This window comes from Thermotalea metallivorans (assembly GCF_001562415.1).
Taxonomy (GTDB): Bacteria; Bacillota; Clostridia; order Peptostreptococcales; family Thermotaleaceae; genus Thermotalea; species Thermotalea metallivorans.
Genome location: NZ_LOEE01000005.1, coordinates 1 through 16,931, shown reverse-complemented (window position 1 = coordinate 16,931; position 16,931 = coordinate 1). Strand labels below are relative to the sequence as shown.

At 38.2% G+C, this 16,931-nt stretch carries 16 protein-coding genes, 1 rRNA gene and 1 riboswitch; of the genes, 14 read left to right on the top strand and 3 right to left on the bottom strand.

Annotated elements, in window-relative coordinates; genetic code table 11:
- Nucleotides 1-191 precede the first annotated feature (191 nt).
- The 3 genes from AN619_RS01035 to AN619_RS01025 are packed head-to-tail and all read left to right on the top strand — an operon-like array spanning nucleotide 192 to nucleotide 1,775.
- Complete coding sequence (locus AN619_RS01035) at nucleotides 192-506, top strand: STAS domain-containing protein (protein WP_068554203.1); 315 nt, start codon at nucleotides 192-194, stop codon at nucleotides 504-506.
- Nucleotides 507-564: 58 nt separating this feature from the next.
- Nucleotides 565-978 carry an ATP-binding protein gene (locus AN619_RS01030; protein ID WP_242867266.1) on the top strand — a complete coding sequence of 138 codons (414 nt, stop codon included), beginning with the start codon at nucleotides 565-567 and terminating at the stop codon, nucleotides 976-978.
- Nucleotides 978-1,775 (top strand): SigB/SigF/SigG family RNA polymerase sigma factor, encoded by a 798-nt coding sequence (locus AN619_RS01025; protein ID WP_068554201.1) that lies wholly within the window; start codon nucleotides 978-980, stop codon nucleotides 1,773-1,775. Before AN619_RS01030 ends, AN619_RS01025 begins: the two co-directional genes overlap by 1 nt.
- A gap of 220 nt (nucleotides 1,776-1,995) precedes the next feature.
- Here the strand turns inward: AN619_RS01025 and trpS are convergent, their stop codons facing one another.
- Nucleotides 1,996-2,979, bottom strand: a complete 984-nt coding sequence (gene trpS, locus AN619_RS01020) for a tryptophan--tRNA ligase (protein ID WP_068554199.1) — start codon at nucleotides 2,977-2,979, stop codon at nucleotides 1,996-1,998.
- 356 nt (nucleotides 2,980-3,335) lie between these two features.
- Here trpS and AN619_RS01015 point away from each other — a divergent pair, with 356 nt between their 5' ends.
- The 7 genes from AN619_RS01015 to AN619_RS00985 all read left to right on the top strand — a co-directional run bounded on the left by AN619_RS01015 (nucleotide 3,336) and on the right by AN619_RS00985 (nucleotide 10,126).
- Nucleotides 3,336-4,538, top strand: coding sequence for an ABC transporter substrate-binding protein (locus AN619_RS01015; protein ID WP_242867265.1), 1,203 nt, complete (start codon nucleotides 3,336-3,338; stop codon nucleotides 4,536-4,538).
- Nucleotides 4,539-4,645: 107 nt separating this feature from the next.
- Nucleotides 4,646-5,542, top strand: a complete 897-nt coding sequence (locus AN619_RS01010) for a branched-chain amino acid ABC transporter permease (RefSeq protein WP_068554197.1) — start codon at nucleotides 4,646-4,648, stop codon at nucleotides 5,540-5,542.
- A 9-nt stretch (nucleotides 5,543-5,551) separates the two neighbouring features.
- Complete coding sequence (locus tag AN619_RS01005) at nucleotides 5,552-6,604, top strand: branched-chain amino acid ABC transporter permease (RefSeq protein ID WP_068554195.1); 1,053 nt, start codon at nucleotides 5,552-5,554, stop codon at nucleotides 6,602-6,604.
- Nucleotides 6,604-7,377 (top strand): ABC transporter ATP-binding protein, encoded by a 774-nt coding sequence (locus AN619_RS01000; RefSeq protein WP_068554194.1) that lies wholly within the window; start codon nucleotides 6,604-6,606, stop codon nucleotides 7,375-7,377. Before AN619_RS01005 ends, AN619_RS01000 begins: the two co-directional genes overlap by 1 nt.
- Entirely contained in the window at nucleotides 7,378-8,088 is a 711-nt protein-coding gene (locus AN619_RS00995) for an ABC transporter ATP-binding protein (protein ID WP_068554192.1), read from the top strand.
- 169 nt (nucleotides 8,089-8,257) lie between these two features.
- A complete protein-coding gene (locus AN619_RS00990; RefSeq protein ID WP_068554190.1) occupies nucleotides 8,258-9,259 on the top strand; it encodes a polyprenyl synthetase family protein in 1,002 nt (333 codons plus the stop codon).
- 118 nt (nucleotides 9,260-9,377) lie between these two features.
- Nucleotides 9,378-9,463, top strand: a riboswitch (cyclic di-GMP riboswitch).
- A gap of 81 nt (nucleotides 9,464-9,544) precedes the next feature.
- The gene (locus AN619_RS00985) at nucleotides 9,545-10,126 is read left to right on the top strand and encodes an HD-GYP domain-containing protein (protein WP_068554188.1); all 582 of its coding nucleotides are present in this window, start codon (nucleotides 9,545-9,547) and stop codon (nucleotides 10,124-10,126) included.
- On the opposite strand, the gene AN619_RS00980 is transcribed toward AN619_RS00985, so the two are convergent.
- Complete coding sequence (locus AN619_RS00980; protein ID WP_068554206.1) at nucleotides 10,123-11,202, bottom strand: tetraprenyl-beta-curcumene synthase family protein; 1,080 nt, start codon at nucleotides 11,200-11,202, stop codon at nucleotides 10,123-10,125. The two genes, AN619_RS00985 and AN619_RS00980, sit on opposite strands and share 4 nt — an antisense overlap.
- 131 nt (nucleotides 11,203-11,333) lie before the next feature.
- Here AN619_RS00980 and AN619_RS00975 point away from each other — a divergent pair, with 131 nt between their 5' ends.
- The 3 genes from AN619_RS00975 (at nucleotide 11,334) to nifJ (ending at nucleotide 16,209) form a co-directional block, all read left to right on the top strand.
- The gene (locus AN619_RS00975) at nucleotides 11,334-11,900 is read left to right on the top strand and encodes a uracil-DNA glycosylase (protein WP_157064852.1); all 567 of its coding nucleotides are present in this window, start codon (nucleotides 11,334-11,336) and stop codon (nucleotides 11,898-11,900) included.
- Between the two features lie 12 nt (nucleotides 11,901-11,912).
- Nucleotides 11,913-12,488, top strand: coding sequence for a uracil-DNA glycosylase (locus AN619_RS00970; RefSeq protein ID WP_242867264.1), 576 nt, complete (start codon nucleotides 11,913-11,915; stop codon nucleotides 12,486-12,488).
- Nucleotides 12,489-12,684: 196 nt separating this feature from the next.
- The gene (gene nifJ / locus AN619_RS00965; RefSeq protein WP_068554183.1) at nucleotides 12,685-16,209 is read left to right on the top strand and encodes a pyruvate:ferredoxin (flavodoxin) oxidoreductase; all 3,525 of its coding nucleotides are present in this window, start codon (nucleotides 12,685-12,687) and stop codon (nucleotides 16,207-16,209) included.
- Between the two features lie 49 nt (nucleotides 16,210-16,258).
- Here nifJ and AN619_RS15460 read toward each other — a convergent pair whose 3' ends face one another.
- Complete coding sequence (locus AN619_RS15460) at nucleotides 16,259-16,426, bottom strand: CDIF630_02480 family spore surface protein (protein ID WP_083524909.1); 168 nt, start codon at nucleotides 16,424-16,426, stop codon at nucleotides 16,259-16,261.
- A gap of 440 nt (nucleotides 16,427-16,866) precedes the next feature.
- Between AN619_RS15460 and AN619_RS00960 the strand changes: the two genes are divergently transcribed.
- Nucleotides 16,867-16,931: ribosomal RNA gene (locus tag AN619_RS00960) — 16S ribosomal RNA — on the top strand; the annotation flags it as partial.

Genomic DNA, 16,931 nt, shown 5'->3' with positions numbered 1-16,931 from the left:
AATTCATAGAATTCACCTCGAATACTTGATAATACAATTATTCGAGATAAAATCAAAAACTCCTTTTTGAAGCTCAGATATTTTCAAAATTATTTAAATTGGTAAAAATAGTTAGGCGGAATATGAGATAAATGTTTAATTTCATGTGGTTAAGGGTAATATTTTAAAAGAAAAATGAAGGGGGTAGTCTTGTGCCACTAAAGATTAATGCAACTTTAAACCAAGAGGAAAATTTATGGGTTGTAGATGTAATCGGAGAAATAGACATCTATACGGCCAACAAGTTAAAGGACACGCTCATCAATATTTTGAATGAGCATAGTACAAATGTTAAAATCAATTGTCTGGAGCTGGATTATATTGACAGTACAGGCTTGGGTGTTTTAATTGGTGCATTAAAAAGGTTAAAACAAGATAATAAAAATATTATTATTTCTAATGCAAAGCCCAACATATCAAAACTTTTAAGTATTACAGGACTAAACAAGATATTTATTATAGAATAGAAGGGTGAACCGATGAATTATGAATAATATAATAATGATGGAGAAGGTGGAAAATCAAATGACTGATAGTTTGTCCATATCTGTACCCAGCAAACCAGAGTATGTAAGTGTTGTACGATTAACAGCATCTGCTGTGGCAAGCAGAATGGGATTCAATGTAGAGGAACTTGAAGACATAAAAGTAGCTGTAGCAGAAGCTTGTACCAATGCGATCACACATGGAGTTTGTGAGAATAAAACCAATTTTGACGTTAAATTTTTCATAGATAAAGATAAAATTACAATCCATGTAGTTGACTATGGAAACGGATTTCGATGCAATAAACTGGAAGAGCCCGATCTTTCAAATCCAAAAGAAGGAGGGTTGGGTATATTTATTATCAGATCCCTGATGGATGAGGTGGAAGTAATCTCTAATGTAGGGGAAGGAACAACCATTCAGATGACTAAGTATCTAGGGGAGGATAATTAATGAAGAATGTGGCCTGTGCTGCGACTAATGAAAATGTAGATTCCCCGAAAAAATTAAATGAAAAGGAATTGTTTAAGCGATATGCGGAAACAAAAGACATAGATATCAGAAATGAACTGGTAAATCGATATTTATATATTGCTGAAATTTTATCAAAAAAATATATAAATAAAGGAATTGAATATGAGGATATTTATCAAGTTGCTTCTTTAGGTCTCATTTACGCTATCGAAAGATTTGATTTAAGTAGGGGATTCGAATTTTCAAGTTTTGCAACACCTACCATTATAGGTGAAATAAAAAAGCATTTTAGAGATAAAGGTTGGTCTATCAGGGTTCCTCGCAGAATACAAGAGCTATCGAAAAAAGTAAATGCGGCTAGAATTGCACTCAATCAAAAACTTCAAAGAAGTCCTAAAATAGAGGATATTGCTGAATATTTAGGATGTACGGAAGAACAAGTGCTGGAAGCGATGGAAGCCAGTCAAGTGTATACGCCGAAATCATTGGATTTAAGTTATGATGCCAATGGAGATGATAAAGACCTGCAATTGATGGATCTTGTAGGAGAAGATGACAAACATTTTGATATGATAGAAAATAGGGATTTTATTCAAAAATGCTTAGATAAATTAAATGAAGTGGAAATGAAAATCATTAAAGATAGATTCTTTCATAATAAAACCCAAATACAGGTTGCTGAGGAAATCGGCGTATCTCAGATGACCATCTCCAGAATGGAGAAAAAGGTACTTGAAAAATTCCGAAAAGAATTAAAAAAAATAAAAGAAATATAATAAAAATTTTTATATTTTTTGTAAAAATTATAAATACGTAGGAAAATATAGTATCAAAAAGGTGCTTAATCATAGAAAGATAGAGGGAAACCGTAAAATCCCCCTATCTTTTTTTATAACACATAGGAAATGATGTACCTTCATAAATTTAGGATAAGTAATAATGCCCATTATGTGTTTCAACAAAGCATTCTTTGAAATCTCCCAATGGAAGACTTTGTTATAGGACAACAAAACCCATTTTTTCTTTTACACGTTGTAGCGTGCTGTTAGCTACTGTTTCAGCCCTTTGAGCTCCTTCTTTCAGAATTTGAATGATCTCATCAGAATTTCGAATTTTTCTATATCTTTGTTGAATGTTTTCTAGGGATGAGTTGATTACTTCTACTAAATCTTTTTTAAATGCACCGTATCCCATTCCCTCGTATTTTTGCTCTAATTCGCTGATGGACATGCCGGAAAATTCGCTATAGATGGTTAATAGATTGCTAATGCCAGGTTTATTTTCTTCGTCGTAGCGGATGTGACCTTCAGAATCGGTAGTAGCTTTCATGACAGCTTTCTTTACCTGATCCGGAGAATCCAGCAATGTGATTCTGCTTAAAGGATTTTCAGCACTTTTGCTCATTTTTTTGCTTGGATCATCCAAGGCCATGATTCTTGCACCGGATTGTTTAATTTGAGCTTCAGGTACGACAAAGGTTTTTCCGAATCGGTTGTTAAAACGGATGGCAATATCTCTGGTCAATTCAATATGTTGTTTTTGGTCACTGCCGACAGGTACGATATGGGTATCATACAAAAGAATATCAGCGGCCATCAGTGTAGGATAAGTAAATAAACCTACAGGTACTGAGTCACTGCCTTTGCTTTTGTCCTTATACTGGGTCATTCTATTTAATTCTCCCATATAGCAGTTGCATTGAAGCAGCCATCCCAATTCGGCATGGGCTGGTACGTGGGATTGTACAAAAATAGTAGATTTGAAAGGATCAATACCGATGGCTACATATAGGGAAACTACATCTAGGGTGTGTTCGTATATACTCTTGGGATCTTGGGGCAAAGTAACGGAATGAAGGTCTACGACGCAGAAAAAGCAATCCATCGTTTCCTGCAATTCAACAAACTGCTTCATGGCCCCCAAGTAATTTCCTATATGTATATTTCCGGTGGGTTGTACACCCGAAAAAACTCTTTTCAATTTTCAGCACCTCCAAAAATATAGTTTTACATTATAATATAACCAAATAGGATAAAAAACAAGATTCATTCCATTTATAGAACAAAATCTTTGATTAGTCTTACAAAAGAATCATTTGTTGCAATGGATGGAAAAAGGATAAATTTATCTGGAATTGAAAAATATTCATCATCTTCTTTGCTTGATAAAAAAGCGGCTGTTTTCAGATGTTATACAGTCTAAGATCGATAGGCGAGGAAGGAATGATATTGACAAGAATATTACAAAAAATTAAAATATAGTTAATATATTTTACAAAATTGAAAAAAAGGAGGTTCTAATAAAAATAAAGGCTGGGGCAAGGTTAAGGGGGAAACATGAATATTATGAAAGGCAAAGCAACCTTATGGACGATGATATTACTGGTAATATCATGTTTGGGAATAGGTTATAAAATAAAAATCCCGGAAAAAAGATTGACAGATAGCTGGGAGATAGAGGAAAAGAATGGGGGAATCATAAAAATTGGTGTATTTGAGCCCTTGACAGGAGGTGCTGCTTCAGGCGGAGAAATGACTCTGGAAGGGATACAATTGGCCAATGAACTGTTTCCTGAAGTATTGGGAAAAAAAATCGAACTGGTGATTGAAGACAATAAAAGTGATAAATTGGAAGCGACAAAGGCTGTAATCAAGTTAATCCATGAAGATCATGTAAAAGCGATTATCGGTAGTTACGGCAGCTCATTATCTATGGCTGCCGGGGAGGTAGTAAAAAAATTTAAAATTCCTACGGTGGGTTGTTCACCTACCCATCCAATGGTTACCTTCAATAATCCTTATTATTTTAGGGTATGTTTTGTAGATCCTTTTCAAGGAACTGTCATAGCAAATTATGCGGTAAAGGAACTAGGAGCAAAAAAAGCGATCATTGTTCAAGATATGGCGCAAGATTATTCTACAGGATTAAGTCAGTATTTTATAGAAGCCTTTATAAAGCTCACAGGAGATGTGGAAAGTATTGTCAGTGTCATATCCTATGTTTCGGGAGAGCAGGATTTTAGAGAAAAATTGACGGAAATCAGGGATTTAAAAGCAGATGTAATATTTGCTCCGGGCAACTACATTGAATCCGCCGTATTCATAAAACAGGCAAGGGAAATGGGAATCAACATACCAATTATAGGAGGAGATACATGGGAAACGCCTACGTTTATAGAGATTGGCGGAGAAGCGGTAGAAGGTGCTATATTTAGTACGCATTTTACTGCAGAGGTACCGATAACGGAAAGGTCGAATCTGTTTTTAGAAGCCTACAGAAAAAAATATAATAGAGAAGCCAATGCCTTTAGCGCCTTAGGATTTGATGCCTATATGGTGTTGATAGATGCTATCGCCAGGGCCAATTCAGCAAATCCGGAAAAAATCAGAGATGCTTTGGCAAATACAAAAAATTTCGAAGGCGCTACGGGAAAGATTACCTTAGATCATAATGGAAATGCAACAAAAAGTGCCATAATCAAAAAAGTTGAAAAAGGACAATTCAAATACGTAACCTTTGTTGAATCTATACATCCGTAAAAGGGTTAGACTTCCATCATGGTGGAAGTCTACATTGCTATTTTTTAGGAATTCACGAGATAACTTATGAATAGATTGAATAAATAAAAGATATGGGGGATAGAAAGATGACTTTTCAAGTTTTTATGCAACATTTAGCAAACGGCATATCCTTGGGAAGTTTATATGCCCTGATTGCCATAGGCTATACGATGGTTTATGGAATTCTAAGGCTGATAAACTTTGCCCATGGGGACATTTTCATGATTGCAACCTATGTAGCTTTTTATGGTGTCATGCTATTGGGAATGCAATTATGGTGGATCGCTTTCCCGGCAGCGATTATTTTTACTTATTTTTTTGGTAGATTGGTAGAACGGGCTGCATATAGGCCCCTGAGAAATTCACCAAGAATATCTGTACTCATATCTGCGATTGGAGTTTCATTTTTGATTGAAAATCTGGCCATTGTTATTTTTGGAGGGAGGCCAAAGGCGTTTCCCATTCCCCCGATTTTTAACAAAATCATTCAAATCGGTGATGTTTCTATTGTTAGCATTACTTTTTTTATACCGGCAATTACTTTGGCCTTACTTGTAGGATTGGTATATTTTATCAACCAGACAAAAACAGGCATGGCCATGAGGGCAGTTTCTAAAGATTATGAGGCGGCAAGGCTGATGGCGATTGACGTAGATAAAATTATTTCTCTAACCTTTGGCATTGGCTCTATCTTAGCTGCTGTGGGCGGTATCATGTGGGGGTTAAAATTTCCTCAGCTTGTACCCCTTATGGGTTTAATGCCAGGACTAAAGTGTTTTATTGCGGCTGTTGTGGGGGGAATCGGAGATATTCGGGGTGCCGTATTAGGGGGTTTTATTCTAGGTCTTGGAGAGATTATGCTGGTGGCGTTCCTACCGGCATTGACGGGATATCGAGATGCTTTTGCATTTGTTCTTTTGATTGTAATCTTATTAATCAAGCCTACCGGTTTAATGGGACAGAAATTAACAGAGAAAGTGTAGGTGAAAGGGATGAAAAAGGGAAGATTGGAATTAAACATTATTGCTATGGCTCTTTTTATAGGTTTGCTGTTTTTATTTAGAATAACATTTGATTCCTATAAGATGAAAATTTTAAATCTGTGCGGCATTTATATTATTTTGGGGTTGAGTTTAAACCTGATTAACGGTTTTACGGGATTATTTTCTTTAGGTCATGCGGGATTTATGGCAGTGGGTGCCTATACGGCAGGACTCCTTACCATGTCTCCTGCCATGAAGGAAATGAACTTTTTCATGAAACCAATCGTACCATTTTTAGCGGAGGTGGAATGGCCTTTCTTTCCTGCTTTGTTGATGGCAGGTGTCATATCTGCCTTGATGGGGTTCTTGATCGGAAGCCCTGTATTAAAGTTGAAAGATGATTATCTGGCCATTGCTACATTAGGATTTAGTGAGATTATACGAGTTATTTTTACAAATACCCAAAGCTTAACCAATGGGGCCTTGGGGTTAAAAGGTCTGCCGATTTACACCAACATATGGTGGAGCTGGGGGGCTGCCATATTTACTATCCTCTTTATGGTTTTTCTCATTAAAGGCAGCTACGGAAAAGCCCTAAAGGCTATTCGGGAAGATGAGATTGCTGCGGAGGCCATGGGAATCAATTTATTCAAGCACAAAGTCATGTCTTTTACCATGGGTGCTTTCTTTGCTGGAATCGGTGGGGCTCTGTTGGGCAATCTTTTAGGAACGATCGATCCCAATATGTTCCGATTTGTTTTGACTTTTAATATATTGTTGATTGTGGTATTGGGTGGTATCGGAAGCATTACGGGTACAGTAATTTCAGCGGTGGTTGTAACGGTGGCTATGGAAGCTTTAAGGGTGTTGGACGAGACGATAAATTTTGGATTCGTGACGATTCAAGGGATACCCGGTATGCGTATGGTCATCTTCTCCCTTCTTTTGATGATTGTCATTCTATTCTACCAGCAAGGATTGATGGGAACCAAGGAATTTACTTGGGATTGGTTTTTCAATGGCAAAGGCTTTAGAAAGACTCTGAAAAAGGAAGTGAAATAATGCGTATATTGAAAGCAGATAACATTACGATGAAATTTGGCGGGCTGGTAGCGGTATCACAATTTTATATGGAGTTAAATAAGGGAGAAATTGTAGGATTGATAGGCCCCAATGGAGCAGGAAAAACCACAGCCTTTAATATGATCACGGGAGTATATAAACCTGCGGAAGGCAGAATATTTTTTCAGGACGAAGACAAAGAAGTTGATATTACGGAATATAGACCTGATGAAATTACAAAGTTAGGCATTGCAAGGACTTTTCAAAACATCCGCTTGTTTAAGGAACTGTCTGTATTGGACAATGTACTCATTGCAAATCATTTGCGGCTAAAATCCGATGTCTTTTCCTCCATTCTACGATTGCCCAACTATGTAAAAGAAGAAAAGGAGATGTATGAAAAATCCATTCATCTATTGGAAGATGTAGGTTTGCAGGATGTTATGCATGAAAAATCATCTTCCCTTCCCTATGGGAAACAGAGAAGGTTGGAAATCGCACGGGCATTGGCTACAAATCCGAAGGTTCTGTTGCTGGATGAGCCGGCAGCAGGCATGAATCCGAAAGAATCCTTGGAATTGATGGATTTTGTGGGAGATATTCGAGATCGGTTTCAATTGACAATATTTATGATTGAACATCATATGCAAGTGGTAATGGGGATTTGTGAAAGAATTTTTGTACTGGACCACGGGGTAACAATTGCACATGGAACCCCCAGTGAAATACAAAATAATGAAAAGGTCATTGAGGCATATTTGGGGGTGGATTAGATGTTGACAATTCGGAATTTAAATGTTCATTATGGCGGGATTCATGCCTTGAGGGGCATTGACATGGATATACCGGAAAATAAGATTGTAACGTTGATTGGAGCCAATGGAGCGGGAAAAAGCACTACTTTGAGAAGTATTATGGGGCTTACAAAAATTTCAGGAGGTTCTATCCAATATAACGGGGAAGAATTAACCATGCATAAAACAAAGGACATTGTGGAAAAAGGAATTGTTTTGGTGCCTGAAGGGAGAAGGGTTTTTCCAAATTTAACTGTAGAAGAAAACCTGATCTTAGGGGCCTACTCCAGGAAGGATAAAGAAGGCATTAAAAAAGATATGGATTGGGTATACGGATTGTTTCCTCGACTAAAGGAGAGATTATGGCAAAAAGCTGGAACTATGTCGGGGGGCGAGCAGCAAATGCTGGCAGTAGGCAGAGGACTTATGTCAAAGCCAAAGATATTGATGATGGACGAACCATCTTTGGGATTGGCGCCTTTGCTGGTAAAGGAAATTTTTAATATTATCAAGGAAATTCACAGGCAGGGAATGACCATATTGTTGATTGAACAAAATGCAAAGGCTGCCTTGGAAATCGCTGATTATGGGTATGTACTGGAGACAGGGGCTATTGTTCTTGAAGGAAAAGGAAAGGATTTATTAACGAATGATGAAGTAAAAAATGCCTATCTGGGAGACGCAAAATAGTGGGAGTTATAAAGCCGGAGATTTTCTCCGGATTTTTATTTTCAAATAATTAAAATTTAGTTATCTGATTAGATTTGTATCGTTTTTTAACCTCATTTTATTTTTAAGTTTAGCAATGGTTATGAAAGACAATACTGAATAGTAATAGAAAATTTAAGGAGGAAAAAACTTGAGTGGTGTTCTTGAGAAAGATTTTATGGAAAATAGGCAGCAAATATTCAGCATTTATGGAATATTGGGATTAGATAAAGTGGAAGAGGAGTTGTACAATACGGTCTCAGATAGTGGGGGATTTACAAGGGAAATATGCTTTGGCCTAATAGAATCAGGAGGGAAAAGATTACGACCTCTATTGGTATTGTGCGCTGCCCAGTGTTTCGGTTCATTAAATGAAAAAGTCATCAAAACAGCTAGTGCCTTTGAACTGATTCATATGGCATCCTTGGTTCATGACGATATTATCGATGAAGCCAGTATCAGAAGAAATAGGCCTTCCCTCAATGCCCAAAGGGGCAACCTTACCTCGGTTTTGATAGGAGATTATTTATTTGCCAAGGCATTTGAAATCTTTGCAGCCAATCGCTTGATACAAAGTATGAATTTGGCTGTGGAAGCCATTAGTGAAATGTGCGACGGAGAAATTATTCAAGCCAACAATAAGTTTAATTTTCATCAATCTATAGAAGATTATTATGACAGAATATATAAAAAAACGGGAATATTGCTTTCTGCATGCTGTCAAGCCGGTGCTATTGCAGGAGGGGCCCCTGAAAAAGAAGTGAAAGCATTGAAAGACTACGGCACTTATTTAGGGTATGCCTTTCAAATCATTGATGATTTGTTGGATTTTACAGGAGATCCTAAAATTTTAGGAAAGCCTGTAGGGAGAGATTTAAAAGAGGGAAATATTACACTGCCTGTATTTAAATTGATGAAGCAAGGAGAATACAAAGCAGGATTAGAAAAAATATTTGCCCAGCATGGCTTTACGGAAGATGCCTACAGGGAAGTGATTCGACTTCTTCAGGACAGTTACGCTTTGGAGGAATCTTACAAGGAAGCAGCAGACTATGTGGGAAAAGCAAAAAATGCCTTGAAAGATATCAAAGATTCTTATTATAAAAATATACTGCTGGAAGTTGCAGAAAAAATACTGATGCGGAAAAGTTAACAAATTTGAAAAGAAAAAATATATGAAATAATTTATCTACAAATCTTGACAAAAATTTACACAAATGGTAAAATGGCAAGGTGTGAAATAAACAAGAAAGTTGTATAACCAAGCAAAAAAATGATAAAGGCAAACTTGTCGAAAGGCAAGGACGCAAAGCCATGGGTCTAAGGTTTGTGTAACTATGATTGCCAGGCTGCCATTTGAGACAGAGAGAAATTCTCCTGCTATAGATGCCTTTATCAGTCTATATGCAGGATTTTTTATTATACTGGGGTGTATACAATGAACGAAATGAAGTCTATTTCTCTAGCAAAGGGTGTATTAGAAGCATTAACAGCAGTGATTCATTTTAAAGATCATTATACTTTTAGCCATTGCAATGAGGTTGGGAAACTTTGTGGAGATTTTTCTGATTTTATGGGCCTTGATAGTTCGTCAGCAACATGTTTGGAGGTGGCAGGGCATTTGCATGACGTTGGCAAAATATTTATTGAGGAAAGTATTTTATTAAAGCCGGGCATTCTATCCAAAGATGAATATGAGGCCATAAAAGAACACAGCAAAATAGGCAGTGAAATTGTTCGTCAGGTGGAAGGGCTGGAGTTTTTATCTACAATTATTTTGCATCATCATGAGCGATGGGACGGAAAGGGATATCCATATAATTTGAAAGGAGAAGAAATTCCATTGCAATCCAGAATTTTGTCCATTTGCGACTGTTATCATGCCCTTATATCGGATAGACCCTATCGAAAGGCATTGGAAAAACATGAAATCAAAAATATTTTTCTAAAAGAAAAAGGAAAACAATTTGATCCTAAATTGGTGGAGATATTTTTAGACTTTATAGAAAGAAGATATTAGCACAATATGATTTTTTTTCTTCGCAATTGCCTGCAAATCATATACAAGACAGAGGCGGAATAAGGGGCAAATTTTAAAATCTCTTTGTAAATTAATTTTTCTTCTCCTAGGGATGCTTTGGGATCAGAAAAATACATAGCCAATAATCCTTCGATAACTGTTAGATGAAAGATTTGGTTTTTTAGAGGCATCACTTTCTTCAAAGATTGTTGTAAAAACCATTGCAATCTTTCTTTTTTTTCATTGCTGTTACGGTAATAGGATACAAAATTTAGATCTCCCATACCCAAATCCTCTTTTTGGTCGATGAAATAATCCAATAGGATATGCAATCCGCAAATCCAAGGAAAGTATGCTTTTTTTACTTCTTGTACATCTTCCGTTGTAAGACTGTCATCGGAAGCCAATGCACACAAAACAAAAATTCCTAAAGTAGAACCTGCTGCAGCAGCAAATTCCCATGTCGACAAGTCAGGATACAGAGATAAGTGTTTTTTTGCCCAGTGATTCATGGCTTCCTCCCGAATGGAAGGGGATACATGCTTATAGCTTTGCATTTCGGCATATAGCTGTCCAAACATTATTACTTCCTGCTGTACCAGAGCATATTTAGGCAATCTTCTGACATATTCTTTGCAGGTATTTACAAGATGATGCAGATATCCTCCATCTTTTGTATAGGGATAATAGGCGTAGTAATCGGAAAAAGAATCGGATGGGTCCAAAGCATCGGTCATGGCTTTATGAAGTTGCAAAAATGCGATATAACTGTCTAGACCTACCCGATCGCAAAGATTGTCCAAGTAGTCACTAATGGTCTGCAGTGCTACAATAAATTTTATCAGAGGGGGATCTACCTGGTGTGTATATAGGCTGTAGATGGAGCCTCCCTGGGCATGGAAGGCTTTTTTTTCTATACTGGCAAGGGCTTGTTGGGAAAGAACAGGTTCAGGACTGTCAGAAGCAACGGTACGCCAGATATGCAGCTCTTGATTGACTACGGGAAATACTTCCTTTATAAATTTATAGATGATTTTTGATTGGTAAAAAGGTTTATAAAAAGGGTTGTACTTCATAGAATCACTTCTTTCAATTTTTATATCAATATTTTCGACGAAAAGGGAGGAGTTCATTCTTTTTTCTATAAATAAATATTAAGGCAAACACCTGTGATGTCTTCTCTATCAAAGGATTGGGAGCGATCAAGATGTATACATTAGAGGATTTAAAGGAAATTGTGTCAAGGTGCAATCTTTGTCCTTTGCATCGAGGCAGGACAAAGGTTGTTTTTGGACAGGGCAATCCGGAAGCGGATTTAATGTTTATCGGAGAGGGGCCGGGCCAAGTGGAGGATGAAACAGGATTGGCCTTTGTGGGGCCGGCAGGACAATTGCTGACAAAGGCGATAGAAGGCATTGGTTTCACGCGAGACGAGGTATATATTGCTAATATTGTAAAATGCAGACCTCCAAATAATCGAAATCCCCTAAAGGAAGAGATGACATCCTGTATTCCTTATCTGAGATGGCAGGTAAAATTGATCAAGCCTAAAATTATTGTATGCTTGGGTGCCATCTCCGCCACCAACATAATTGACTCTAATTTTAAGATTACACAACAGAGGGGAACTTGGCAGCAGAAGAAGGGGATCTGGATTATGGCTACCTATCATCCTTCTGCCGTATTAAGGGATGTGCTTAAAAAAAGGCCTTTCTGGGAAGACTTTAAGGAGATTCGAAAGAAATACGATGAATTGAAACAGGAAACCCCATAAGAGGTGATGGATTTGAAAAAAGAAAGATTGGAGAGTTTGGAAAGGCAGTGTAGAGAAGAAAGTGCAGAACCGATTGTGTTCGGAGAAGGGGATGGCGATGCAAAGCTTGTCCTCGTAGGAGAAGCTCCTGGGGCAAAAGAAATTGAGTTGGGTAGGCCCTTTGTGGGACAAGCAGGAAAGAATTTGGATGAATTTTTGGAAATCCTGGGACTGAAGAGGGAAGATATCTATATTACCAATGTGGTAAAAATTAGGCCCTATAAGATCAATGAAAAGACAGGCAGAAAATCAAACCGCACTCCCAACAAAAATGAGATTGAAAAGTATGGAAAATACATGGAAGAAGAAATTCGTACAATTCAGCCAAAGGTAGTGGTTACCTTAGGAAATGTTTCTTTGAGGGCGGTATTGAAAGATCAAAAGGCGACCATTGGAAAAATGCATGGAAAGCCTATAGCCTATGAGGGCTATTATATTTTTCCCTTATACCATCCTGCATCGGTTATTTACAACCAAGAGTTGAAAAAGACTTATATAGAGGATTTGCATAAACTCAAAGACTTTATAAAAGAACATTACTTGCTATAAATCGAGTAGGAGCTGAATAATTATTTTATTCAGCTCCTACTCGATTTATAGTTGTAAAAACCTGTTGATGAAAATTTTAAAGGCTTCCCATGTATGATACAGGGAAAATTTCAAATAATATACCTTAGAATATCTGAAATTACATCATATGGAAAATCAAGCATCATTTTGCATGAACAGAAAAGGAGGAAAATTGATGGCAAGAAAAATGAAAACTATGGATGGAAATGAAGCTGCTGCATATGTATCCTATGCTTTTACAGAAGTGGCTGCCATCTATCCCATAACGCCTTCTTCACCCATGGCAGAAGGGGTAGATGAGTGGGCGGCCCATGGGAAGAAAAATATATTCGGTCAATCTGTAAGGGTTGTTGAAATGCAGTCGGAAGCAGGTGCAGCAGGGGCAGTGCACGGTTCTTTGCAAGCCGGAGCCCTGACAACTACTTATACAGCGTCCCAAGGACTTTTATTGATGATACCCAATATGTACAAAATGGCCGGAGAGCTACTGCCGGCAGTATTTCACGTCAGTGCACGTGCTATAGCAGCCCATGCCTTATCCATATTTGGGGATCATCAAGATGTAATGGCTGCAAGACAGACGGGATTTGCATTATTGGCTTCCAGCAATGTTCAAGAGGTGATGGATTTAGGGGGAATTGCCCACCTAGCTGCCATTAAATCCAGGGTACCCTTCCTGCATTTTTTTGATGGATTCAGAACTTCTCATGAACTCCAGAAGATAGAAGTCATAGAATATGAAGAGTTTGAAAAATTGCTGGATTATGATGCATTAAAAGCTTTTCGGGACAGATCATTAAATCCGGAGCATCCTGTGTGCAGGGGGACAGCCCAGAATCCTGATATTTATTTTCAGGGAAGAGAATCCGCCAATCCTTTCTATCACAATGTGCCCGATATTGTGGCCGATTATATGCATGATATCAGCAAATTAACAGGTAGAAATTATAAGCCCTTTCGTTATTATGGTGCAGAAGATGCAGAATATATGATTGTGGCGATGGGTTCTGTTTGTGATGTTATTGAGGAAACAATAGACTATCTGATAGATAAAGGCGAAAAGGTTGGATTGATGAAGGTCCATCTTTACAGACCTTTTTCAGCAAAATACTTTTTTAGCGAATTGCCTTCAAGTGTTAAGAAGATTGCAGTACTGGACAGAACAAAGGAGCCGGGTGCTGTAGGAGAGCCTTTATATGAGGATGTAAGAAGTTTATTTTATGGAAAGGAGAGTCAGCCTGTAATCGTAGGAGGCAGATACGGTTTGGGTTCAAAAGATACAACACCATCCCAAATTATTGCCGTTTATCGCAATTTAGAACAAGCTGAACCAAAGAATGGTTTTACGATTGGCATTGTGGATGATATCACCCATACATCTTTGCCTGAAGAGGATATCGCAGATACAGCCCCAGAAGGGACAATCCAGTGCAAATTCTGGGGATTGGGGTCTGACGGGACTGTGGGAGCTAACAAAACAGCCATTAAAATCATTGGTGACAACACGAATTTGTATGCCCAAGCTTATTTTTCCTACGACAGCAAAAAATCCGGAGGAACTACGGTTTCCCATTTGCGGTTTGGCAAAAAGCCTATCAAATCCTCTTATTTGATCCATAGTGCAGATTTTATTGCCTGCCATAACAAAGCTTATGTAAATCACTATGATCTGCTAAAGGGGATTAAGAAAAATGGTACTTTTGTGTTAAATTGTCCATGGACCGCAGAGGAATTGGAAGAAAAACTGCCGGCATCATTGAAGAGAACTATTGCCCAGAAAAATATCAATTTTTATATCATTGATGCCATGGGCATTGCCGGTGAAATTGGTCTGGGAAACAGAATCAATATGATCATGCAGGCAGCTTTCTTTAAACTGGCCAAGGTGATTCCTCTTGAAGATGCCATAAAACATCTAAAGGAAGGGATTGAAGATATATACGGCAAAAAAGGTGAAAAGATTGTGGAAATGAATATGAAAGCTGTGGATCGAGGTGTAGAGGGGCTCATTAAAATAGAAGTGCCAGCCCATTGGGCCGATGCAAAGGATGAAGCAATACCAATAAAAGAAGAACCGGATTTTGTGAAGAACATTCAAAGGCCTATGGCAAGACATGAAGGAGATGAACTTCCTGTCAGTGCTTTTGAGGGAGTGGAGGACGGAACTTTCCCCCTTGGAACAACAGCCTATGAAAAACGCGGCATTGCACCTATGATTCCCCAATGGCAGACAGATAAATGCATACAGTGCAACCAATGCGCTTACGTATGTCCCCATGCCGTTGTACGTCCATTTCTATTAAGTGAAGAAGAGAAAAAGAGAGCTCCCAAAACTTTTGAAACAAAAGAAGCCATCGGCAAAGGTGTAGAGGGATTGGCATACCGTATTCAAATCAGTCCATTAGATTGTACGGGATGCGGCAACTGTGCTGATATCTGTCCCGCGCCGGGTAAGGCCTTGGTCATGGCAGATGCAGAAGAAGAAATCCTAAGACAAGCAGATAACTGGGAATTTGCTATGACTGTTACGGATAAGGACCATCTGATAGACAAATCTACCGTAAAGAACAGCCAATTTGCCAGACCGTTGCTGGAATTCTCAGGGGCATGTGCAGGCTGTGGAGAGACTGCCTATGTGAAGCTGTTGACACAACTGTACGGAGATAGAATGTTGATTGCCAACGCCACAGGATGTTCATCCATATGGGGAGCCAGTGCGCCATCTATTGCTTATTCGACAGATGCCAATGGAAAAGGGCCTGCATGGGCTAACTCATTGTTTGAGGACAATGCAGAATATGGTTTTGGCATGCATTTGGGTGTAAAACAAATAAGAGAAAGACTGGCAGACTTGATGGAACAAGGTATTCAATCGGATATTGATGAGGAATGCAAAAAAGCTTTCAGGGAATGGTTGGATCACAGACATGATGGAGAAGGTTCCAAAAAGGCATCCCAAAGGTTGTTGGAGGTGCTAAAAAGACATAACCATAATGATAACCCTATTGTACGGGAAATACTAGAGAAAAAAGATTATCTTGTTAAAAAATCCGTTTGGATTATCGGTGGAGACGGATGGGCATATGATATTGGTTATGGGGGATTAGATCATGTATTGGCGATGGGTGAGGATGTAAATATCTTGGTGATGGATACAGAGGTTTATTCCAATACAGGAGGACAGTCTTCCAAAGCAACACCAACAGCAGCAGTGGCAAAATTTGCAGCAGCAGGAAAACGAATTCGCAAAAAAGACTTAGGAATGATGGCTATGAGCTATGGATATGTCTATGTAGCCCAGGTAGCCATGGGTGCCAACATGAACCATACGCTGAAGGCCATCATGGAAGCTGAGGCCTATCAAGGACCATCCCTTGTGATCTGTTATGCCCCCTGTATAAGTCATGGCATCAAGACCGGCATGGGAACCAGTGTGGCTCAAGAAAAGAAAGCTGTTGAAGCAGGATACTGGCATCTCTATCGATATAACCCCCAATTAAAGGAGCAAGGTAAAAATCCTTTTGTCATGGATTCCAAGGAACCCAAAGCATCTTTTAGAGAATTTTTGGAGGGTGAAATTCGTTATTCGCAAATTATGAATGTATTCCCGGAAGTGGCTAGTGAATTGTTTGCTCAGGCAGAAAAACATGCCAGAGAAAAATATGAAATGTACAGGCGCTTTGCAGATATGCAGTATTAATCCAAAATAGAAAGAAGACCGAAATTGGCGGTCTTCTTTCTATATAAAATTATTTTTGATTGGAATCTACCCATTCCTTTGCATTTTTTGTGGCATGATAATCAGGGATGGGTACCCTTGAAACAGGTTTTAATCTTTCAATATTTGCCCAAGCAGCCGTATTTTGTTCTTCAATCGGCATAGCCATGTGTTTTTCTTTGGTTTTATTTTTGGCCATGAGAATCACCTCTTTCTATTATTATTTTCAGAAAAATAAAATCTATGATAAATCCTGATAGCTACAAAATGGAAATATTGTTTTTACAGGCAACACAACAGCGAAAATGCAAGCAAAAAAGATAAAAAATAGCCAAAACAAAAATATATTGACATAAAGATAAAAATATGCTATATTAATTTTGCCCTTTTCCTAAGGGGTAAGGGCTAGAAATAAAAAAATTACCAGTTGATTTTGAAGCAAAACCATGGTAGTATATATTTTGTCGTCATGACAAAAGAAGCAGAAAAAAATAAGCTATACGAAGAAAAAAAGCTATTGACATGATACGACAAATATGATACATTATAAAAGTCGCTGTTTGATGGCGACCTTCCGATTGGTCTTTGAAAACTACACAGTGTAAGAGGAAAGCCAGCAAGCAAAGAGAAGGAAGAATTTGATTTGAGAGTTTGATCCTGGCTCAGGATGAACGCTGGCGGCGTGCCTAACACATGCAAGTCGA

Bases quoted from the DNA above. Each gene is read 5' to 3' on its own strand.
- nifJ (WP_068554183.1), top strand. From the start codon at position 12,685: ATGGCAAGAAAAATGAAAACTATGGATGGAAATGAAGCTGCTGCATAT.
- AN619_RS15460 (WP_083524909.1), bottom strand. From the start codon at position 16,426: ATGGCCAAAAATAAAACCAAAGAAAAACACATGGCTATGCCGATTGAA.
- AN619_RS01025 (WP_068554201.1), top strand. From the start codon at position 978: ATGAAGAATGTGGCCTGTGCTGCGACTAATGAAAATGTAGATTCCCCG.
- AN619_RS00975 (WP_157064852.1), top strand. From the start codon at position 11,334: ATGTATACATTAGAGGATTTAAAGGAAATTGTGTCAAGGTGCAATCTT.
- AN619_RS01010 (WP_068554197.1), top strand. From the start codon at position 4,646: ATGACTTTTCAAGTTTTTATGCAACATTTAGCAAACGGCATATCCTTG.
- AN619_RS01030 (WP_242867266.1), top strand. From the start codon at position 565: ATGACTGATAGTTTGTCCATATCTGTACCCAGCAAACCAGAGTATGTA.
- AN619_RS01000 (WP_068554194.1), top strand. From the start codon at position 6,604: ATGCGTATATTGAAAGCAGATAACATTACGATGAAATTTGGCGGGCTG.
- AN619_RS01015 (WP_242867265.1), top strand. From the start codon at position 3,336: ATGAATATTATGAAAGGCAAAGCAACCTTATGGACGATGATATTACTG.
- AN619_RS01005 (WP_068554195.1), top strand. From the start codon at position 5,552: ATGAAAAAGGGAAGATTGGAATTAAACATTATTGCTATGGCTCTTTTT.
- AN619_RS00995 (WP_068554192.1), top strand. From the start codon at position 7,378: ATGTTGACAATTCGGAATTTAAATGTTCATTATGGCGGGATTCATGCC.
- AN619_RS00980 (WP_068554206.1), bottom strand. From the start codon at position 11,202: ATGAAGTACAACCCTTTTTATAAACCTTTTTACCAATCAAAAATCATC.
- AN619_RS00985 (WP_068554188.1), top strand. From the start codon at position 9,545: ATGAACGAAATGAAGTCTATTTCTCTAGCAAAGGGTGTATTAGAAGCA.